We start from the raw sequence: 17,648 nt of genomic DNA on the forward strand, positions 1-17,648 counted from the left end.
TAACCAAAGAAGAAGGCGGACGTCATACTCCATTCTTCGATGGCTACAGACCACAATTCTACTTCAGAACAACTGACGTAACAGGTGTCATCAAATTACCAGAAGGCGTAGAAATGGTAATGCCTGGTGATAACGTGCAGATGGAAATCACCTTGATCACACCAATCGCGATCGAAGAAGGCTTACGTTTCGCCATCCGTGAAGGCGGACGAACAGTCGGTTCCGGAGTTGTTGCAAAAATTATTGCTGAATAACGCTGAGTCCAATTTTTGATAAAAAATTGGTAGCGAACAGGAGCGTTAGTGAGTGAGCGATAACGAAGCTAATGCAGATTTTGAAAGAAATAACCATAAGGAAATAAAATTTCTGAAAAATCGGCAACGCTGATTACAATTAAAAATAATACATATTTGGCCGTCTTTCCATGTGAAGGACGGCTTTTTATCGTTATAGAGGCTAAAATAATATTTAATAGCAAAAGTGGCCTTTTTTATGGTATTATTGAACAAATGTAATTAATCAGGAAAGCGATAAGAGGATGTTTAAAAATGATTTTTTAATGCGGGAGATTGAAAATTTTTCTAAATTTGTAATTAAACTGTTCCGGCAAGAAAATATAGAATTTGAAACGGATCAGGAACATCAAAATTCGATTGAAGAGGATCTTCTGTTTTACCGCTTTCAGGAAATGGTTTATGCGGGAAAAATCAATGAAGCAGAAAATGCTCTGTTTGAATTAATCGAAAAAGAACCGAAACTCGGATATTTGCAACTGACAGAAAAATTCTATTCGGAAGTTGTTAAAATGAGCGATGAATATTTGCAACGACATCATTACTCCCGCGAAGAAATATTTGAGAGCCTGGATCAGATCGAACAAATTTACGAAGAAAAATACAGTGATTCTGCAAATGGAATTGGAAAGAAGTGACAAATGGTTAGACTTTTAGTTGACAGTATGTGTGATTTGCCAAAGAATTATATTGGCCATCCGAATTTAGATATGGTTTCACTAAATGTGATTATTGAGGGGAAAGTTTATCGGGATAAACGTGAAATCGATTTGGACGGTATTAATAAATATATCGAACAGGGGATTGTTCCGACGACATCACAGGTCAATCCCGGAGATTTTATTGAATATTTTGAAAATTGTGCAAAAAACAATACGGAATGTCTTTATCTCTCGTTTTCTTCAAAGTTGTCGGGAAGTTATGAAACAGCTCGACTTGTTTTAAAAGATGTTCTGGAAAAATATCCGGATTTCAAATGCAGAATCGTCGACAGCCTCCACAGCGGCGGCAGCATCGCGCTGATTGCAGTGGAAATTTTAAAACTCATTGAACAGGGAAAAGACCTTGACTATCTGGCTGATGCGGCACAAAAATTCATTCCGCATGCTCATTTTTATTTCAGCATCGAAGACTTGAACTGGCTGTACATGGGGGGACGGGTGTCCAGAGGGGCAGCTGCTGTTGGCGGATTTCTGAAAATACATCCGATCGTGTCGGTAGAGGATGGAGAATTGAAAATTATCGGCAAGTCGAGAGGGAGCAAGAAAGCTCAGAAAACAGTAATCGAAAAAACAGCAGAAAATATTGCTGGGTATCTTGATCAGGAAGTCGGCATCGCGTATACTGGATCGATGAAACCGGTCGAAGACTATGAGAATGCATTAAGGGAAATGGGCGTTGAAAAGATTGAACCGGTACCGATTGGTTGTGTTCTGGCGGCTCATTTGGGACTGCAGGGGACGGGAATCTATTTTCTCGACGCACCGGCTGAAAATATATTGAAATAAATTGAAAAACTTCAAAAAAAACGCTTGCTAAAGGCGTTTTTTTCTTGTATAATAGGGAAGGTTGACACACTGCGATGAAGTGAGAGGTTGCTGTCGCCTCAGACAGGTTAATTCCCACGGAGTATGTCACGATCTGAGAATCGGACGACAATCACGAAATCATTAAAAAAATATCGAAATGACGTTACTCATTTCGAAAAAAAATAATAATGAAACACCCGGATGGGTTGACACGTGGTTGGAGTACCTAAATGACGATTGAAAAATGATAAGGAGGTAAAATTTAGGTATGGCAAAACAAAAAATTAGAATCAGGTTAAAAGCGTTTGATCACAAACTATTGGATCAATCGGCTGAACGAATTGTTGAAACAGCAAAGAGAACAGGTGCGAGCGTATCTGGCCCCGTGCCACTGCCAACTGACAAAGAAATCATCACGATTCTTCGTGCAGTGCATAAGTACAAAGATTCCAGAGAGCAATTTGAAATGCGTACACACAAACGGTTGATTGACATTTTAAATCCAACACCAAAAACTGTAGATGCATTAATGCGATTGAATTTACCAGCAGGCGTTGATATAGAAATTAAACTATAGACCCCAATGGTATTATGATTGCCCAGCAATCCAATGATATTTAGGAGGAAACAATGAAAAAAGCGATTATTGGTAGAAAAATTGGAATGACACAGATTTTCACAGAAGATGGCACTGTTATTCCTGTAACTGTAGTTGAAGCGGGACCTTGTGTCGTGCTTCAGAAGAAAAGCATTGAAGTTGATGGCTATGAAGCTCTTCAACTGGCTTTCGGAGAAGTGAAGGAACGTCGGATGACAAAACCTTTAAAGGGTCATTACGACAAAAACAGTGTGGAATATAAAAAAGTAATCCGCGAATTCAAACTTGATGATTATGCAAGTTTTGAAACCGGACAAGTAATTCAGGCTGATATGTTCGAAGCTGGAGATCATGTTGATATTTCAGGTAAATCAAAGGGTAAGGGATTCCAGGGGGTCATTAAACGACATGGCCAATCCAGAGGACCGATGGCTCATGGTTCCAAATATCACAGAAGACCAGGTTCCATGGGAGCGTGTTCATCGCCTTCAAGAGTATTTAAAGGCAAGAAGCTTCCTGGCCAAATGGGGAACAAAAATGTAACTGCAGTTAATTTGGAAGTTGTTAAAGTAAGTACTGAAGATAATGTACTCTTAATCAAGGGCGCAGTACCGGGTATCAGAGGAGCACTTGTTACAATTAAAAGCAGCGTTAAAGCATAAAAAAATCATGCCTGAAAGGAGGAAATCAAATGCCTAAAATTGACATTTTAGATGTAAAAGGAAATGTTGTTGGTGATGTTGAGTTAAGCGAAGGAATCTTCGGAATTGAACCCAACGAACATGTAGTACATGAAGTAGTGGTTGCACTGCTTGCAAATAAACGACAGGGCACACGCTCTGCAAAAACTCGTTCAGAAGTCCGCGGTGGCGGTAGAAAACCATGGAGACAAAAAGGAACAGGTCGGGCTCGTGCTGGTACCATCCGATCTCCATTGTGGAAGGGCGGCGGAGTTGTATTCGCTCCAAAATCTAGAGATTACAGCAAAAAAGTTAACAAAAAAGTGAAGCTTTTAGCGATAAAATCAGTTTTCTCAGCAAAAGCTCAGGACAACGAACTTCGCGTTTTGAATCAATTAGCGATGGAAGTGCCAAAAACAAAAGAAATCATTGCTGTACTGAAGAATATCGATGCTCAAAAAGCCTTGATCGTACTTCCTGAAAATAACGAAACCGTTATTCGTTCAGCAAATAATATTCCTAAAGTTGCGACCACGACAGTCAGCGAACTCAATGTATATGATATGTTGAAGTATGATGTATTGATTATGACTCAGGAAGCATTAGAAAAAATTGAGGAGGTATACGCATAATGAAAAATCCTCGTGATATAATTATCAAGCCAGTTATTACAGAACGTAGTATGGCTGATGCAGAAGAAAAAAAGTTCACTTTCAAAGTAGATAAGAGAGCGAACAAAATTGAAATAAAAAATGCGGTTGAAGTAATATTCGGCGTTGAAGTTGAAAAAGTGACGACAATGAATATGAAGGGCAAATTAAAAAGAACCGGACGTTTTGTTGGCCGAAGATCTGACTGGAAAAAGGCCATCGTGAAATTAACACCTGGAAGCAAAGGCATCCAATTCTTCGAGGGCGTATAAGCACACAAGCGAGACTACAACCCGAGAAGCATACAAAAAAGGAGGTAGCGAATAATGGGTATAAGAAAGTATAAACCAACGTCCCCTGGACGTAGAAATATGAGTGTCAATACATTCGAGGAAATCACTAAAAATGAACCTGAAAAGTCGTTGTTATTGCCACTGAAAAAGCATGCTGGCCGTAATGCATACGGTCGTATCACCGTTCGACATCATGGTGGTGGTGCTAAAAGAAAATATAGAATTATTGATTTCAAACGAAATAAAGATAATGTCCCAGGCAAAATTGCAGGGATTGAATATGATCCAAACAGAAGTTCAAATATAGCATTGGTACATTATGCAGATGGTGAAAAACGTTACATTATTGCACCATTGAAATTAAAGGTTGGAGACGTGATTGTTTCCGGTCCTGAATCAGATATTACCATTGGTAATTGTCTGCCGTTGAAAAACATACCAGTAGGTACAACATTGCACAACATTGAACTTAAAGCTGGCAAAGGCGCACAAATGGTTCGCTCTGCTGGTGCAAGTGCTCAGTTAATGGCGAAAGATGGCAACTATGCAACACTTCGATTACCATCAGGCGAAATGAGACTGGTTCGAATCGAGTGCCGAGCTACAATTGGCCAGGTTGGAAATCTTGATCATCAGAATGTGCGAATTGGTAAAGCGGGTCGTAAAAGACATATGGGTATTCGACCAACTGTACGTGGTTCAGTAATGAATCCAAATGACCATCCACATGGTGGTGGTGAAGGACGTGCGCCAATCGGACGTTCCGGCCCAGTTACTCCTTGGGGTAAACCGGCTATGGGTTACAAAACACGTAAGAAGAATAAACCTTCTGATAAATATATCGTAAGATCAAGAAATAAATAATAAACACTCAACCATAAGATAACGAATCGAGAGGAGGTTGAACAATGGGTAGATCATTAAAAAAAGGACCTTATGTTGACGAAAAGTTACTTAAACGTATAGAAGCAATGAACGAAAAAGGTGAAAAGAACGTATTAAAGACTTGGTCAAGAAGTTCCACACTTTTCCCACAAATGGTAGGTCACACCATCGCAGTTCATGATGGTAGAAAACATGTCCCAGTTTACGTTACCGAAGATATGGTCGGACACAAACTCGGTGAGTTTGCACCAACCAGAACTTTCAGAGGTCATGCTGGAGAAAAGAAATCTAAATTAAAATAGCCAGAAGGAGGTATACGAATGGAAGCAAGAGCGACAGCTAAATATGTACGTGTTTCATCCAGAAAGGCTAAGTTAGTGGCTGATATGATTCGAGGCAAAAGCATTGGAGAAGCATTAAGTATTTTAGCATTAACACCAAATAAAGCAGCGAAAGTGATTGACAAAGTTGTAAAATCTGCTTTAGCAAATGCTGAAAACAATTTTAATATGAATCCTGAAAATTTGTATATTGATCAGATATACGCTAATCAGGGTCCGACACTAAAAAGATTTAGAGCGGGTGCACAGGGACGTGCGACAATTATACGAAAAAGATCGTCTCACATTACAGCCGTATTAAAAGAAAAAGAGTAAGGAGGGCATAGATGGGTCAAAAAGTCAATCCTCATGGATTAAGAGTCGGCGTTATTAAGGACTGGAATGCAAAATGGTTTGCTAACAACAAGGATTTTGCAGATTGTTTAATAGAAGATCATGATATTCGTAAATATATAAAAGTAAATCAATACCAGGCGGGCATTTCTAAAATTGTCATCGAACGTTTTGGTAACAAGGTAAAGATTCATATCTATACTGCAAAACCAGGCATGATTATTGGTCGCGGTGGTGCAGGTATCGATGCATTGCGTCTTGAACTTGAAAAAATGACAAAGAAAACAGTGTTCATCAATATCGTTGAAGTTAAAAATGTTGATATGGATGCACAACTGATCGCTGAAAATATTGCGGCACAATTGGAAAGAAGAATTTCATTCCGTCGTGCAATGAAACAAGTAATGCAACGAACGATGCGAGCAGGAGCAAAAGGAATTAAAACTGCTGTTGCCGGACGTTTAAATGGTGCTGAAATGGCACGAAATGAGCATTATGCCCAAGGACAAGTGCCCCTGCAGACACTCCGGGCTGATATCAGCTATGGCTTTGCTGAAGCGGATACTACCTATGGAAAATTAGGGGTTAAGGTTTGGGTCAATAAAGGTGAAATTTTAACTGGGCGTGAGGATATTTTGGCAGTAGCCGCTGAAGATGATGCTAAAGCTAAAAAAACATCTCGCCGTAAAGCTCCTACTAACAGGACAGAAAACTAAGAGAGGAGGACAACGCATATGTTAATGCCTAAACGTGTAAAACGTAGAAAACAACATAGAGGTCGTATGAAGGGAAAAGCACTTCGTGGTAACAAAATCACCTACGGAGATTTTGCTATTCAGGCGTTGGAGCCAGCATGGATTACTGCTAATCAGATTGAAGCTGCCCGTGTCGCTATGACCAGATATATTAAAAGAGGTGGCCAGGTTTGGATTAAAATATTTCCAGATAAACCTGTGACACAGAAACCAGCAGAAACTCGAATGGGTTCCGGTAAAGGTTCGCCAGAGTATTGGGTTGCAGTGGTAAAACCAGGTAGAGTAATGTTTGAGATTGCCGGGATTCCTGAGGAAGTAGCTCGGGAAGCTATGCGTCTTGCTCAGCATAAATTGCCAATTAAAACAAAGTTTATCACTCGTAAGGATCAAGAAGCACAAGAAGTGGGTGATGAGTCATGAAACCAAGTGAATTAAGAGAATTAACAAATTTAGAACTTGAAGAAAAACTGGGTGACCTTAAAGAAGAGTTATTCAATTTGAGATTTCAACACGCTACCGGCCAGTTGGAAAACCCAATGCGAATCAGAGAGGTCAAAAAGACTTATGCACGCATAAAAACAATTATGCAAGAACGTGTAATGAAGTCAGACGAAGCATAATAAACCAATAGATAAGGAGGTTTAGCTTATGGAAGAAAGAAATTACAGAAAAACACGGATCGGAAAAGTGGTCAGCGACAAGATGGATAAAACGGTCGTTGTAGCTGTTGAAAGCTTTGGAAAACATCCATTATACCAAAAACGTGTCAAGAATACTGTAAAATTTAAAGCCCATGACGAACAAAATGAATGCAAAATCGGTGATACCGTTAAAATAATGGAAACACGACCACTCAGCAAAGATAAACGCTGGAGATTAGTAGAAATCGTAGAAAAAGCACTATAAGTTAATGTGCGGAAGGAGGTATTTCGGATGATTCAACAAGAATCGAGACTAAAAGTAGCAGATAATACCGGTGCAAAGGAATTATTGTGCATCCGCGTTCTTGGTGGTTCCGGCCGTCGATATGCAAATATCGGGGATGTTATTGTGTGCGCAGTAAAAAGTGCTGCACCCGGTGGCGAAGTTAAAAAGGGCGACGTTGTTAAAGCCGTTGTCGTAAGAACGAAAAGTGGAATCAGAAGAGACGATGGAAGTTACATCAAGTTCGACCAAAATGCAGCGGTTCTTATAAAAGATGATAAAAACCCAAAAGGTACACGTATTTTTGGACCTGTCGCAAGAGAGTTAAGGGACAAGAAATACATGAAAATCGTATCTTTGGCTCCTGAAGTACTTTAAGGAGGAAATGAAAGATGCATATTAAAAAAGATGATATCGTAATGGTAATTTCCGGTAAGGACAAGGGAAAAAAGGGAAAAGTTATTCAATCTTATCCTAAAGATGGAAAAGTCCTTGTGGAAAATGTGAATATAGTAACTAAACATCAGAAACCAACCCAGCAAATGCAACAGGGCGGGATTCAACAACAAGAAGGAACCCTGGAAGCATCAAATGTCTTGTTATATTGTCCAAAATGTGACAAAGGCGTACGAACGGGTGTTAAGTTCCTGAGTGACGGAAAAAAAGTTAGATACTGTAAAAAATGTAATGAAACATTTAATAATTAATATCGGGAAGGAGGACCAATATGCCCAGATTAAAAGATAAATATCTTACTGAAGTAATTCCAGCGATGATGGAAAAATTTCAATATAAAAATATCATGGAAGTTCCTAAACTAGAAAAAGTCGTGCTTAACATGGGTTTAGGAGATTGTAAAGACAACTCAAAAGCTTTAGAAGCTGCAGTGATTGACCTTGGAATAATTGCTGGTCAAAAACCGGTAATATCAAAGGCTAAAAAGTCAGTTGCCAACTTTAAAGTCCGAGAAGGCATGAACATTGGAGCGAAAGTAACTTTAAGAAGTGACCGTATGTATGAATTTTCTGACAAGTTATTCAACGTTGCCCTTCCTCGAGTACGTGACTTCAGAGGCTTGTCAAACAAATCCTTTGATGGCCGTGGAAATTATGCTTTTGGCATAAAAGATCAGCTCATTTTTCCTGAAATTGATTATGACAAGGTCGAAAAAGTCAGAGGCATGGATATTATCCTTGTCACAACGGCAAAAACTGATGAAGAAGCTCATGAACTGTTAAGACTACTTGGCATTCCATTCAGTAGAGCGTAAGGAGGACGATACAGTGGCAAAAAAAGCGATGAAAGAAAAGCAACAAAAAAAGCAAAAATATTCTACTAGAGAATATACTCGATGCCGAGTTTGTGGGCGACCACATTCTGTTATTAGAAAATTCGGTATTTGTCGTATATGTTTCCGAGAATTAGCATATAAAGGCGAGATTCCTGGCGTGAGAAAAGCAAGCTGGTAAAAACAAACTGGCAAAGAAAAGGAGGTACCGAGTATGGTTATGACTGATCCTATTGCGGATATGTTAACACGCATCAGAAATGCAAATGATGCAGGTCATAAAACAGTTGAAATGCCTGCTTCCAAAGAAAAGAAAGCGATTGCTCAAATTCTTTTAGAAGAAGGTTACGTGAATAAAGTCGATTACATCACTGATGAGAAACAAGGCGTCATTAAGATTGTCCTGAAATACGGTGAAAATAAAAGCCGAGTCATTGCAGGTCTTAAAAGAATCTCTAAACCTGGTTTAAGAGTATACGCAGGAAAAGAAGATGTGCCAAAGGTTTTAAATGGTCTTGGCATTGCAGTTGTCTCTACATCAAAAGGTGTTATGACAGATAGAAAAGCTAGAAAAGCCGGCGTTGGCGGCGAAGTGATATGTTACGTTTGGTAACAAATTAAGACAGGAGGTAAAAAGATGTCAAGAGTAGGGAAAGCACCCGTTGTGATCCTCCAGGGAGTCGACATTAAAAAAGATGGTCAGACTTTGACGGTCAAAGGTCCATTAGGGCAACTGGTCAGAACATTTCATCCTGATATCATCATCGATGTTCAAGAGAACGAAGTAGTAGTTTCGCGACCATCTGAAAGCAAGCAACATAAATCGCTTCATGGTTTAACGCGTGCTTTAATTCAGAATATGGTTACTGGCGTCACTACTGGCTTCACTAAAACATTGGAAATCAGTGGAGTTGGTTATAGAGCAGAAAAAAAAGGCAATAAATTAGTCATGAATTTAGGATATTCACATCTTGTTGAGATGGAAGATCCTACAGGCGTTGAGGCGATTCCAGAAACGAATACTAAAGTCGTAGTAAAAGGCATCAGCAAAGAAGCTGTTGGTGCACATGCTGCCAATATTCGTGCGAAACGTCCACCGGAACCCTATAAGGGCCATGGCGTTAAATATGCTGATGAAGTAGTCAGACGTAAAGAAGGTAAAACAGGGAAATAAAACCTGCTAACCCGTCAAAGATAATGAAGGGAGTGAAACTCGATGATCAAAAAACCCATTAAGAATAAATTACGTATTGCGCGTCATTACCGCGTCCGAAATAAGATTTCTGGAACTGAAATGAGACCGCGTTTAAACGTATTTAGAAGTAATAAAAATATTTACGCTCAAATTATTGATGATACGAAAGGTATCACTTTGGTTGCTGCTGCTTCTAATGATGCGGATCTTAAAGGTCAGTTATCAAAAGGAGGCGATAAAGCAGCTGCAAAAGCCGTTGGCGAAGCAGTTGCTAAAAAAGCCATCGAAAAAGGGATAGAAGCCGTTGTGTTCGATAGAGGCGGTTATGTATATCATGGTAGAATAAAAGAATTGGCAGAAGGCGCTCGCGAAGCCGGCCTGAAATTCTAAGTAAAGGAGGTCATTTAATGCTAAACAAAAAAATCGATCCAAGTACATTAGATTTGAAGGAAAAAGTAGTTGCCATCAACCGAGTTACTAAGGTTGTTAAAGGTGGTCGTAACTTCAGATTCAGCTGTCTTGTGATTGTTGGAGACGAAAACGGCTATGTTGGCGTCGGTAAAGGAAAAGCAATGGAAATTCCAGATGCGATTCGTAAAGGTATTGACGCAGCAAAAAAATCATTGATCAAAGTGCCAATGGTTGGAACAACGATTCCCCATACAATTAATGGTGAATCTGGTGCGGGTCATGTATTACTGAAACCTGCTGGAGAAGGTACCGGTGTTATTGCTGGTGGACCTGTTCGAGCAGTATTGGAATTAGCTGGAGTAAGAGATATTCGTACTAAATCTTTAGGATCAAACAACGCACGTAATATGGTCAATGCTACAATGGCAGGCCTTGCTGGATTAACAACACTTGAAGAAGTAGCAGCAAAACGTGGCAAGAAACCTGAAGAAATTTTAGATTAGGAGGAGTCATTATGGCTAAGCAATTAGAAATTACACTTAAGAAAAGTCTGATTGGTCGCAATAAAAAACAACGTGCAACCATTGAAGCTTTAGGCTTAAAGAAAATTGGACAAACAATTACACATAATGATACACCTCAAATTCGCGGCATGATTCATCGGACAGATTTTATGCTCGACGTAAAAGAAGTATAGGAGGTGTTAAGATGAAGTTACATACTTTAAGTCCAGCCCCTGGTTCAAAACGGGCTCCCAAACGTAAGGGACGCGGTACCGGTTCGGGTCTTGGAAAAACTGCTGGTCGTGGACAGGACGGACAAAAAGCACGTTCAGGCGGTGGTGTAAGACCAGGTTTTGAAGGCGGACAAATGCCTTTGGCCAGACGTTTACCAAAACGCGGCTTTTCAAATGCGCGATTCAAAAAAACATATGCAATTGTCAATGTTGGCGAATTGAATGTATTTGATGAAAACACAGTGATTACACCAGAGTTATTGTTAGAATATGGTTTTATTCGAAAAATGCAAGATGGTTTAAAAGTCCTTGGAAACGGAGAAGTTGAAAAGGCATTTACAATTAAAGCAAATAAAATCAGCAAATCAGCTGAGGAGAAGATTCTCGCTGGAGGAGGAAAGGTAGAGGTGATCTAATATGGTCTCTACTTTGAAGGATGCTTGGAAAATGCCAGAGCTGCGACGGAAGATAATATTCACCCTTGCATTACTGTTTGTTTATCGGTTGGGATCCTTCATACCGGTCCCCTTTGTCGATTTAGCACAGTTAGAAACGCTCGTGAACGACAATGGCATGTTCGGTTTGTTCAACATTATTTCTGGCGGTAACTTTGGTAATTTTACCATTTTTGCCATGAGCATCACTCCCTATATCAACGCATCAATTATTATGAATCTGTTGGCTTTTGCCATCCCGGCACTGGAGAAACTGCAAAAAGAAGGGGAAGAAGGACGTAAGAAACTGGCACAGTATACGCGTTTTTTAACCATTGTCCTTGCTTTGATCCAGGCTTTGGGAATGAGCTTATCGTTTGGTGATTTGTTGATTGACAAGACGACTTTCACTGTCAGTACGGTTGTAATTTGCATTACAGCTGGAACGGCATTCCTGATGTATTTGGGAGAACAGATTACAGAGAATGGTATTGGTAATGGTATCTCGCTGATTATTTTTGTCAGTATCATCTCCCGTATTCCTAGTGGAATCGGTGAGCTTTACAATTATGTATCGATCGGTACGATGTCAGCTATCAGCCTGATCCTATTGCTCATATTTATTGTTGTTGTTGTATTTGGCGTCGTTGCTGTTAATGAAGGGCAGCGAAGAATCCCAGTGCAATATGCTAAACGTGTCGTTGGAAGAAAAATGTATGGTGGACAAACCACACATATTCCATTAAGAGTCAATATGGCCGGCGTAATTCCGATCATTTTTGCGAGCTCATTAACCTTATTTCCAGCCACGATTTCGAGCTTTTTCCCGACTTCCGCTTTTGCAAATTGGGTGACAACCTATTTTGCATGGGGATCATGGGCATCGACGATCATCTATGTCGTATTAATTGTTGCATTCACCTATTTTTATACGGCTGTAACATTTAATCCTTTTGATGTCGCCGATAATATTAAAAAACAAGGCGGGTACGTTCCCGGGATTAGACCAGGAAAACCGACGGTTGAGTACCTGTCCAGAATTATGAATCGATTAACATTGTTTGGTGGAGCCTTTTTAGCACTCATCGCAATTATTCCGATACTTGTCGGTGATTACACTGGAGTCAATCTTCAATTTGGCGGAACATCTTTGCTAATTATCGTCGGTGTTGCTCTGGAAGTGGTTAAAACACTTGAGGCAGAAATGATGATGAGACACCATCAGGGATTTTTAAAATCTTAGTAAAACTGGAGATGAATGAGAAATGAGAATTGTATTATTAGGACCTCCGGGAGCTGGTAAAGGGACACAGGCAAAGCTAATTTGTGAAACCTACAATATCCCTCACATTTCTACCGGTGATCTTTTCAGAGAAAATATGAGCAAAGATACTCCCCTTGGGAAAAAAGCCAAGGATTACATGGCCAAGGGACTTTTAGTTCCGGACGAACTTGTGGTTGATATGGTAGCGGATCGTCTTACTCAGGCTGACGTTGCAGCAGCAGGTCGAGGGTTTTTATTGGATGGGTTTCCCAGAACGGTCGTTCAGGCAGAAGCATTGGAAAAAATTAGTGCAAAAAATGATCTGGAATTAGATTTTGCTGTTAATTTGGAAGTGCCATTGGACGTTTTAGTTGAAAGAATCTCAGGACGAAGAATCTGCCCGACATGTGCAGCAACCTATCATGTAAAATATAATCAACCCAAGGACGAAGGTGTCTGTGATTTGGATGGCGCTTCTTTGTATCAGAGAGATGATGATAAAGTTGAAACGGTTCAAAAACGCATCGAGGTTTACCAGGAACAAACAGAACCGCTGATCGCATTTTATAAAGAAAAGAAGAAAATTGTCGATATTAACGGACTGCAGAATATGGATGATGTTTTTGATGACATAAAGCGCGTTCTGGATGGAGCAAATAAAATATGATAACCATAAAATCCCACAAGGAAATCGAACTGATGAGGCAAGCCGGCAGAATTGTTGCCGGTGCCCATGCCCTGGTGGGGAAACTGATCAGACCTGGAATAACAACCCTGGAATTGGATCGAGCGGTTGAAAAGTATATTAAAGATGCTGATGCAATCCCGACTTTCAAGGGTTATGGAGGATTTCCAAAATCAATTTGTGCTTCTGTCAATGAAGAAGTGGTTCATGGAATTCCCGGAAAACGCAAGCTTCTTGAAGGGGATATTATCAGCGTTGACATCGGAGCGACATATCAGGGTTATGTCGGCGATGCCGCCGTAACTCATGGTGTTGGTGCTATTTCTGATGAAGCACAAAAGCTCATTGATGTCACACGCGAGTCATTCTTTAAAGGCATTGCTTATGCACGAGAGGGGTATCGGTTATCCGATATATCAAATGCAGTTCAGACGTATGTTGAAGAAAATGGTTTTTCGGTTGTGAGAGACTATGTCGGACATGGCGTCGGGAAAAAAATGCATGAAGATCCCCCAATCCCCAATTATGGTCTGGAAGGACATGGACCTCGTTTACGGCAGGGAATGACATTGGCGATCGAACCGATGGTTAATGTTGGCACCTATGAAGTTGTTGTGCTTGACAATGATTGGACAGTCGTCACAACTGACGGCAAGCTTTCATCCCATTATGAGCATACCATACTGATCACCGGAAATGGTGAACCAGAGCTCTTGACAGTGATCTAGGTTGGTGAGTAAATGAATGATTTTACAGTTGGACAAGTGGTTCGATCCCTGGCTGGCCGTGATAAGGGTCAGTACATGGTGGTTATTGAAGTAGTGGACGATCAGTTCATCTGCATTGCTAACGGAAAACTTCGCAAAGTGAATAATCCGAAAAAGAAGAAGATCAAACACTTGGCGAAGACGAATCACATTGCGACAGAGATACGTGATAAAATATTAGATGGAAAAAAAATAAGTAACGCTGAGATTAGAAAAATACTCGAGTCCTATCACATGCCTGATGGTATTGGGGATGAGAATCGTGAGGAGGTTTGATCAATGGCCAAAAAAGATGTTATCGAGGTAGAAGGCACCGTTGTGGAGTCATTACCAAACACTATTTTCTTAGTTGAATTGGAAAATGGACATCAGATAACTGCGCATATTTCGGGAAAACTGCGAATGAACTACATTCGTATTCTACCTGGAGATAAGGTAGTTGTTGAATTATCCCCATATGATTTGACCCGCGGGCGTATCGTATGGCGTGGGAAAGGTAAATCATAAAGGAGGCATACAAATGAAAGTTAGATCATCAGTAAAAAAGATTTGTGAAAAATGCAAAATCATTAAAAGGAATGGCCGTGTTATGGTAATTTGCGAAAATCCAAAACACAAACAAAGACAAGGTTAAACCGTCGAATCCAGAAAAAAAGAACATGACCGCGGCAATTTTAGTCATGTTCATGATATAAAGCGTAATGCATCACTGTGGAATTAAAAGTGTTGCGTCACCAGCGCGGTTTATTTACACAGTAGCGAGAAAAAATTTAGGAGGTACACACCCTATGGCAAGAATTGCCGGAGTCGATTTGCCCCGAGATAAGCGGGTAGAAATTGGATTAACTTATATTTATGGTATTGGGCATTCAACAGCTTTGAAAGTCTTGAAAGAACTTAATATCAATCCAGATACTAGAATTAAAGATTTGACTGAAACGGAAGTCAATGATCTTAGAAATATCTTAGATGAGAAATACACTGTTGAAGGTGATCTTCGTCGAGAAGTAAGCTTAAACGTTAAGCGATTGATCGAAATCGGATCGTATCGGGGTTTACGTCATCGTCGAGGTCTTCCAGTTAGAGGACAAAAGACAAAAACGAATGCCAGAACCCGTAAAGGTCCAAAACGAACCGTTGGAAGAAAGAAATAGGGGGGCTTAATAATGGCAGTTAAAAAGACACGAAGAAAAGTAAAAAAAGTTAAAAAGAATATCGAACGTGGCCAGGCTCACATTCAATCTTCTTTCAACAACACAATTGTTACCATTACCGATATGGCCGGGAATGCTTTATCTTGGGCCAGTTCAGGTGGATTAGGTTTTAAAGGTTCTCGTAAGAGCACACCTTTTGCTTCACAAATGGCAGCTGAAGAAGCAGCTAAAAGTGCTATGGAACACGGACTTAAAACGGTAGAAGTTTTAGTCAAAGGACCTGGCTCAGGACGTGAGGCAGCTATTCGTGCCTTACAGGCGGCTGGATTGGAAATTACACTGATCCGTGATGTTACGCCTATTCCACATAACGGTTGTCGACCACCTAAGCGACGACGAGTATAATAGGAGGGCGGAAAAGATGTCAAGAAATATAGAAGCTTCATGCAGACAATGTAGACGTGAAGGTGCCAAATTGTACCTTAAAGGAGAACGCTGTTATTCAACAAATAAATGCGCGTTTGAAAGACGTCCAACACCACCAGGTCAACATGGAAAAAGAAGAACAAAATTATCAGAATATGGACTTCAATTACGTGAAAAACAAAAAGCTAAACGTATTTACGGAGTTATGGAAAAGCAATTCAGATCATACTTTGAAATTGCTGAAAAACAAAAGGGAATCACGGGTCATAATTTATTGATCCATTTAGAATCACGTTTGGATAACGTTGTATATCGATTAGGTTTAGCAAATTCTCGTAAAGAAGCGCGACAATTAATTGATCATGAACATTTTCTCGTGAACGGCAAAAAACTCAATATTCCTTCTTATATTACCAAAGAAGGCGATACGATTGAAGTAAAAGCCAAAAGCAAGAAATCACAAAAATTCAAAGACATTCTAGAAGTGACCGAAAACAGAACAATTGTACCATGGTTGTCTAAAGATGTTGAAACTCTATCAGGTAAAATCATTGGAAGACCGGCAGTAGAAGACATCGATGTCGAAATTGCTGAGCATCTTATTGTTGAATTGTATTCTAAATAGTCTACATGTTCGGGAACCAATTAACCCTCATGTTAATGAATGGATTATAAATAAGTAGGAGGGTCTTGATAAATGATCGAATTCGAAAAACCAGTTATCGAAATTGTTAATAAAGCAGATGACGACACTTATGGGCAGTTTGTAATTGAACCTCTGGAAAGAGGCTACGGAACTACCCTTGGGAATAGTCTTAGAAGAATTATGTTATCATCTCTGCCAGGTGTAGCAGTAACATCAGTGAAAATAGAAGGCGTTTTGCATGAGTTTTCGACGATACCAGGGGTAAAAGAGGACGTTATTGAAGTTCTCTTAAACCTCAAAGGTCTCGCAGCGGAGATATATTCAGATGAACCAAAAGTCATCTATATTGAAGCGTCAGAAGAAGGCGAAGTGACAGCCGGCGATATCATTGCTGATGCTGATGTGGACATCATCAACCCGGAAATGCACATCGCTACTTTGGCTAAAGGTGCGACCCTCAATATGGAAATGCGTATTGAAAAGGGGCGTGGCTACGTGGCAGCTGATAAAAATAAATATCCGGGAATGCCAATTGGTACCATTCCAATGGACTCTATTTTTTCACCCATTACAAAAGTTAACTTTTTAGTGGAGAATACACGTGTTGGCCAAATCACTGATTTTGATAAATTGACAATAGATATATGGACAGATGGCACCACAACACCGGAGGAAGCTTTGTCTCTGGCAGCTAAAGTCTTAAGTGAACATCTCAATTTGTTCATCAACTTGACTGAGCATGCCTCGACTGTGGAAATCATGGTTGAAAAAGAAGAAAGCGAAAAAGAACGTATTCGTGAAATGTCGATCGAGGAATTGGAACTTTCAGTAAGATCCAGCAATTGTCTGAGACGTGCGAATATTGATACAGTTGAAAAACTAACACAAAGAAGCGAAGAGGATATGATTAAAGTGCGTAACCTCGGACGTAAATCTCTGAATGAAATCAAGCACAAACTAGCTGAAATTGGATTGTCCTTGAGTCAAGAAGAAGAAAAGGCAAAGGAGTAATAGTACTATGGCGGGATATAGAAAACTAGGCCGTCCCTCTGATCAAAGAAGAGCATTATTGCGTAATCTTACCACTGCCCTTTTAGAACACGGTAAAATTGAAACAACCGTAACCAGAGCAAAGGAAGTTAAAAGATTAGCAGATAAAATGATCACATTGGGTAAAAGAGGCGACTTACATGCCAGAAGACAGGCAATTGCATATATTACACAGGAAGTTGTTGTAAAACAATTGTTTGACGAAATAGCACCAAAATATACTGAGAGAAACGGTGGCTATACTCGAATCTATCGAGTCGGACCACGTCGCGGCGATGGCGCAGAAATGGCTATAATTGAATTAGTATAAT

Annotated in this window: 35 protein-coding genes; all 35 read left to right on the plus strand. The window is 40.0% G+C overall.

Going from position 1 to position 17,648, the window contains the following annotated elements; translation table 11 throughout:
- A partial coding sequence (locus tag GH808_RS04700; RefSeq protein ID WP_476559225.1) for an EF-Tu C-terminal domain-related protein occupies positions 1 to 254 on the plus strand: 254 nt, incomplete at its 5' end.
- A 284-nt stretch (positions 255 to 538) separates the two neighbouring features.
- Positions 539 to 931 (plus strand): DUF6483 family protein, encoded by a 393-nt coding sequence (locus GH808_RS04705; protein WP_186841644.1) that lies wholly within the window; start codon positions 539 to 541, stop codon positions 929 to 931.
- Positions 932 to 934: 3 nt separating this feature from the next.
- Positions 935 to 1,801, plus strand: coding sequence for a DegV family protein (locus GH808_RS04710; protein ID WP_186841645.1), 867 nt, complete (start codon positions 935 to 937; stop codon positions 1,799 to 1,801).
- A 289-nt stretch (positions 1,802 to 2,090) separates the two neighbouring features.
- The gene (rpsJ, locus tag GH808_RS04715; RefSeq protein ID WP_014357213.1) at positions 2,091 to 2,399 is read left to right on the plus strand and encodes a 30S ribosomal protein S10; all 309 of its coding nucleotides are present in this window, start codon (positions 2,091 to 2,093) and stop codon (positions 2,397 to 2,399) included.
- A gap of 53 nt (positions 2,400 to 2,452) precedes the next feature.
- Positions 2,453 to 3,082: a 50S ribosomal protein L3 gene (rplC, locus tag GH808_RS04720; RefSeq protein WP_186841646.1), complete on the plus strand. Its 630-nt coding sequence runs from the start codon at positions 2,453 to 2,455 to the stop codon at positions 3,080 to 3,082.
- A gap of 29 nt (positions 3,083 to 3,111) precedes the next feature.
- The gene (gene rplD, locus GH808_RS04725) at positions 3,112 to 3,732 is read left to right on the plus strand and encodes a 50S ribosomal protein L4 (RefSeq protein ID WP_186841647.1); all 621 of its coding nucleotides are present in this window, start codon (positions 3,112 to 3,114) and stop codon (positions 3,730 to 3,732) included.
- Entirely contained in the window at positions 3,732 to 4,022 is a 291-nt protein-coding gene (rplW, locus tag GH808_RS04730; RefSeq protein WP_186841648.1) for a 50S ribosomal protein L23, read from the plus strand. Before rplD ends, rplW begins: the two co-directional genes overlap by 1 nt.
- 54 nt (positions 4,023 to 4,076) lie before the next feature.
- Positions 4,077 to 4,907, plus strand: a complete 831-nt coding sequence (gene rplB, locus GH808_RS04735; protein WP_186841649.1) for a 50S ribosomal protein L2 — start codon at positions 4,077 to 4,079, stop codon at positions 4,905 to 4,907.
- Positions 4,908 to 4,951: 44 nt separating this feature from the next.
- Positions 4,952 to 5,230 carry a 30S ribosomal protein S19 gene (gene rpsS, locus GH808_RS04740; RefSeq protein WP_186841650.1) on the plus strand — a complete coding sequence of 93 codons (279 nt, stop codon included), beginning with the start codon at positions 4,952 to 4,954 and terminating at the stop codon, positions 5,228 to 5,230.
- 18 nt (positions 5,231 to 5,248) lie between these two features.
- On the plus strand, positions 5,249 to 5,584 hold the full coding sequence (gene rplV, locus GH808_RS04745; protein ID WP_186841651.1) for a 50S ribosomal protein L22: 336 nt from the start codon (positions 5,249 to 5,251) through the stop codon (positions 5,582 to 5,584).
- Positions 5,585 to 5,595: 11 nt separating this feature from the next.
- Positions 5,596 to 6,318, plus strand: coding sequence for a 30S ribosomal protein S3 (gene rpsC / locus GH808_RS04750; protein WP_186841652.1), 723 nt, complete (start codon positions 5,596 to 5,598; stop codon positions 6,316 to 6,318).
- 18 nt (positions 6,319 to 6,336) lie between these two features.
- Entirely contained in the window at positions 6,337 to 6,777 is a 441-nt protein-coding gene (gene rplP, locus GH808_RS04755) for a 50S ribosomal protein L16 (protein WP_186841653.1), read from the plus strand.
- Positions 6,774 to 6,977, plus strand: coding sequence for a 50S ribosomal protein L29 (gene rpmC / locus GH808_RS04760; RefSeq protein WP_186841654.1), 204 nt, complete (start codon positions 6,774 to 6,776; stop codon positions 6,975 to 6,977). Before rplP ends, rpmC begins: the two co-directional genes overlap by 4 nt.
- Before the next feature lie 28 nt (positions 6,978 to 7,005).
- A complete protein-coding gene (gene rpsQ / locus GH808_RS04765) occupies positions 7,006 to 7,263 on the plus strand; it encodes a 30S ribosomal protein S17 (protein ID WP_186841655.1) in 258 nt (85 codons plus the stop codon).
- Between the two features lie 27 nt (positions 7,264 to 7,290).
- The gene (gene rplN, locus GH808_RS04770) at positions 7,291 to 7,659 is read left to right on the plus strand and encodes a 50S ribosomal protein L14 (protein ID WP_186841656.1); all 369 of its coding nucleotides are present in this window, start codon (positions 7,291 to 7,293) and stop codon (positions 7,657 to 7,659) included.
- A 14-nt stretch (positions 7,660 to 7,673) separates the two neighbouring features.
- Positions 7,674 to 7,988, plus strand: a complete 315-nt coding sequence (gene rplX, locus GH808_RS04775) for a 50S ribosomal protein L24 (protein WP_186841657.1) — start codon at positions 7,674 to 7,676, stop codon at positions 7,986 to 7,988.
- A 20-nt stretch (positions 7,989 to 8,008) separates the two neighbouring features.
- Positions 8,009 to 8,551 (plus strand): 50S ribosomal protein L5, encoded by a 543-nt coding sequence (gene rplE, locus GH808_RS04780; protein ID WP_186841658.1) that lies wholly within the window; start codon positions 8,009 to 8,011, stop codon positions 8,549 to 8,551.
- Between the two features lie 13 nt (positions 8,552 to 8,564).
- Positions 8,565 to 8,750 (plus strand): type Z 30S ribosomal protein S14, encoded by a 186-nt coding sequence (locus GH808_RS04785; protein WP_186841659.1) that lies wholly within the window; start codon positions 8,565 to 8,567, stop codon positions 8,748 to 8,750.
- Between the two features lie 33 nt (positions 8,751 to 8,783).
- Entirely contained in the window at positions 8,784 to 9,182 is a 399-nt protein-coding gene (rpsH, locus tag GH808_RS04790) for a 30S ribosomal protein S8 (protein ID WP_186841660.1), read from the plus strand.
- A 24-nt stretch (positions 9,183 to 9,206) separates the two neighbouring features.
- On the plus strand, positions 9,207 to 9,743 hold the full coding sequence (rplF, locus tag GH808_RS04795) for a 50S ribosomal protein L6 (RefSeq protein ID WP_186841661.1): 537 nt from the start codon (positions 9,207 to 9,209) through the stop codon (positions 9,741 to 9,743).
- Positions 9,744 to 9,785: 42 nt separating this feature from the next.
- Complete coding sequence (gene rplR, locus GH808_RS04800; RefSeq protein ID WP_186841662.1) at positions 9,786 to 10,154, plus strand: 50S ribosomal protein L18; 369 nt, start codon at positions 9,786 to 9,788, stop codon at positions 10,152 to 10,154.
- A 17-nt stretch (positions 10,155 to 10,171) separates the two neighbouring features.
- Positions 10,172 to 10,678 (plus strand): 30S ribosomal protein S5, encoded by a 507-nt coding sequence (gene rpsE / locus GH808_RS04805; RefSeq protein WP_186841663.1) that lies wholly within the window; start codon positions 10,172 to 10,174, stop codon positions 10,676 to 10,678.
- 11 nt (positions 10,679 to 10,689) lie between these two features.
- Complete coding sequence (rpmD, locus tag GH808_RS04810) at positions 10,690 to 10,872, plus strand: 50S ribosomal protein L30 (RefSeq protein WP_186841664.1); 183 nt, start codon at positions 10,690 to 10,692, stop codon at positions 10,870 to 10,872.
- An 11-nt stretch (positions 10,873 to 10,883) separates the two neighbouring features.
- Positions 10,884 to 11,327 (plus strand): 50S ribosomal protein L15, encoded by a 444-nt coding sequence (rplO, locus tag GH808_RS04815; RefSeq protein ID WP_186841665.1) that lies wholly within the window; start codon positions 10,884 to 10,886, stop codon positions 11,325 to 11,327.
- Position 11,328: 1 nt separating this feature from the next.
- Positions 11,329 to 12,588, plus strand: a complete 1,260-nt coding sequence (gene secY / locus GH808_RS04820; protein ID WP_186841666.1) for a preprotein translocase subunit SecY — start codon at positions 11,329 to 11,331, stop codon at positions 12,586 to 12,588.
- A 22-nt stretch (positions 12,589 to 12,610) separates the two neighbouring features.
- Positions 12,611 to 13,276, plus strand: a complete 666-nt coding sequence (locus GH808_RS04825; protein WP_186841667.1) for an adenylate kinase — start codon at positions 12,611 to 12,613, stop codon at positions 13,274 to 13,276.
- A complete protein-coding gene (gene map, locus GH808_RS04830; protein ID WP_186841668.1) occupies positions 13,273 to 14,022 on the plus strand; it encodes a type I methionyl aminopeptidase in 750 nt (249 codons plus the stop codon). The genes GH808_RS04825 and map overlap by 4 nt, the downstream gene beginning before the upstream one ends.
- A 12-nt stretch (positions 14,023 to 14,034) precedes the next feature.
- The gene (locus GH808_RS04835; protein WP_186841669.1) at positions 14,035 to 14,337 is read left to right on the plus strand and encodes a KOW domain-containing RNA-binding protein; all 303 of its coding nucleotides are present in this window, start codon (positions 14,035 to 14,037) and stop codon (positions 14,335 to 14,337) included.
- 3 nt (positions 14,338 to 14,340) lie between these two features.
- Positions 14,341 to 14,568, plus strand: coding sequence for a translation initiation factor IF-1 (infA, locus tag GH808_RS04840; protein ID WP_186841670.1), 228 nt, complete (start codon positions 14,341 to 14,343; stop codon positions 14,566 to 14,568).
- A 13-nt stretch (positions 14,569 to 14,581) separates the two neighbouring features.
- Positions 14,582 to 14,695, plus strand: a complete 114-nt coding sequence (rpmJ, locus tag GH808_RS04845) for a 50S ribosomal protein L36 (RefSeq protein ID WP_148568141.1) — start codon at positions 14,582 to 14,584, stop codon at positions 14,693 to 14,695.
- A gap of 154 nt (positions 14,696 to 14,849) precedes the next feature.
- The gene (gene rpsM / locus GH808_RS04850; RefSeq protein WP_186841671.1) at positions 14,850 to 15,215 is read left to right on the plus strand and encodes a 30S ribosomal protein S13; all 366 of its coding nucleotides are present in this window, start codon (positions 14,850 to 14,852) and stop codon (positions 15,213 to 15,215) included.
- Positions 15,216 to 15,227: 12 nt separating this feature from the next.
- Positions 15,228 to 15,620 (plus strand): 30S ribosomal protein S11, encoded by a 393-nt coding sequence (rpsK, locus tag GH808_RS04855; RefSeq protein ID WP_186841672.1) that lies wholly within the window; start codon positions 15,228 to 15,230, stop codon positions 15,618 to 15,620.
- Between the two features lie 16 nt (positions 15,621 to 15,636).
- Positions 15,637 to 16,266 (plus strand): 30S ribosomal protein S4, encoded by a 630-nt coding sequence (gene rpsD, locus GH808_RS04860; protein WP_186841673.1) that lies wholly within the window; start codon positions 15,637 to 15,639, stop codon positions 16,264 to 16,266.
- 72 nt (positions 16,267 to 16,338) lie between these two features.
- Positions 16,339 to 17,298 (plus strand): DNA-directed RNA polymerase subunit alpha, encoded by a 960-nt coding sequence (locus GH808_RS04865; protein WP_186841674.1) that lies wholly within the window; start codon positions 16,339 to 16,341, stop codon positions 17,296 to 17,298.
- A 7-nt stretch (positions 17,299 to 17,305) separates the two neighbouring features.
- Positions 17,306 to 17,647, plus strand: coding sequence for a 50S ribosomal protein L17 (gene rplQ, locus GH808_RS04870; protein WP_186841675.1), 342 nt, complete (start codon positions 17,306 to 17,308; stop codon positions 17,645 to 17,647).
- Position 17,648 lies beyond the last annotated feature (1 nt).

Source organism: Acetobacterium fimetarium (assembly GCF_014284475.1).
GTDB lineage: Bacteria > Bacillota > Clostridia > Eubacteriales > Eubacteriaceae > Acetobacterium > Acetobacterium fimetarium.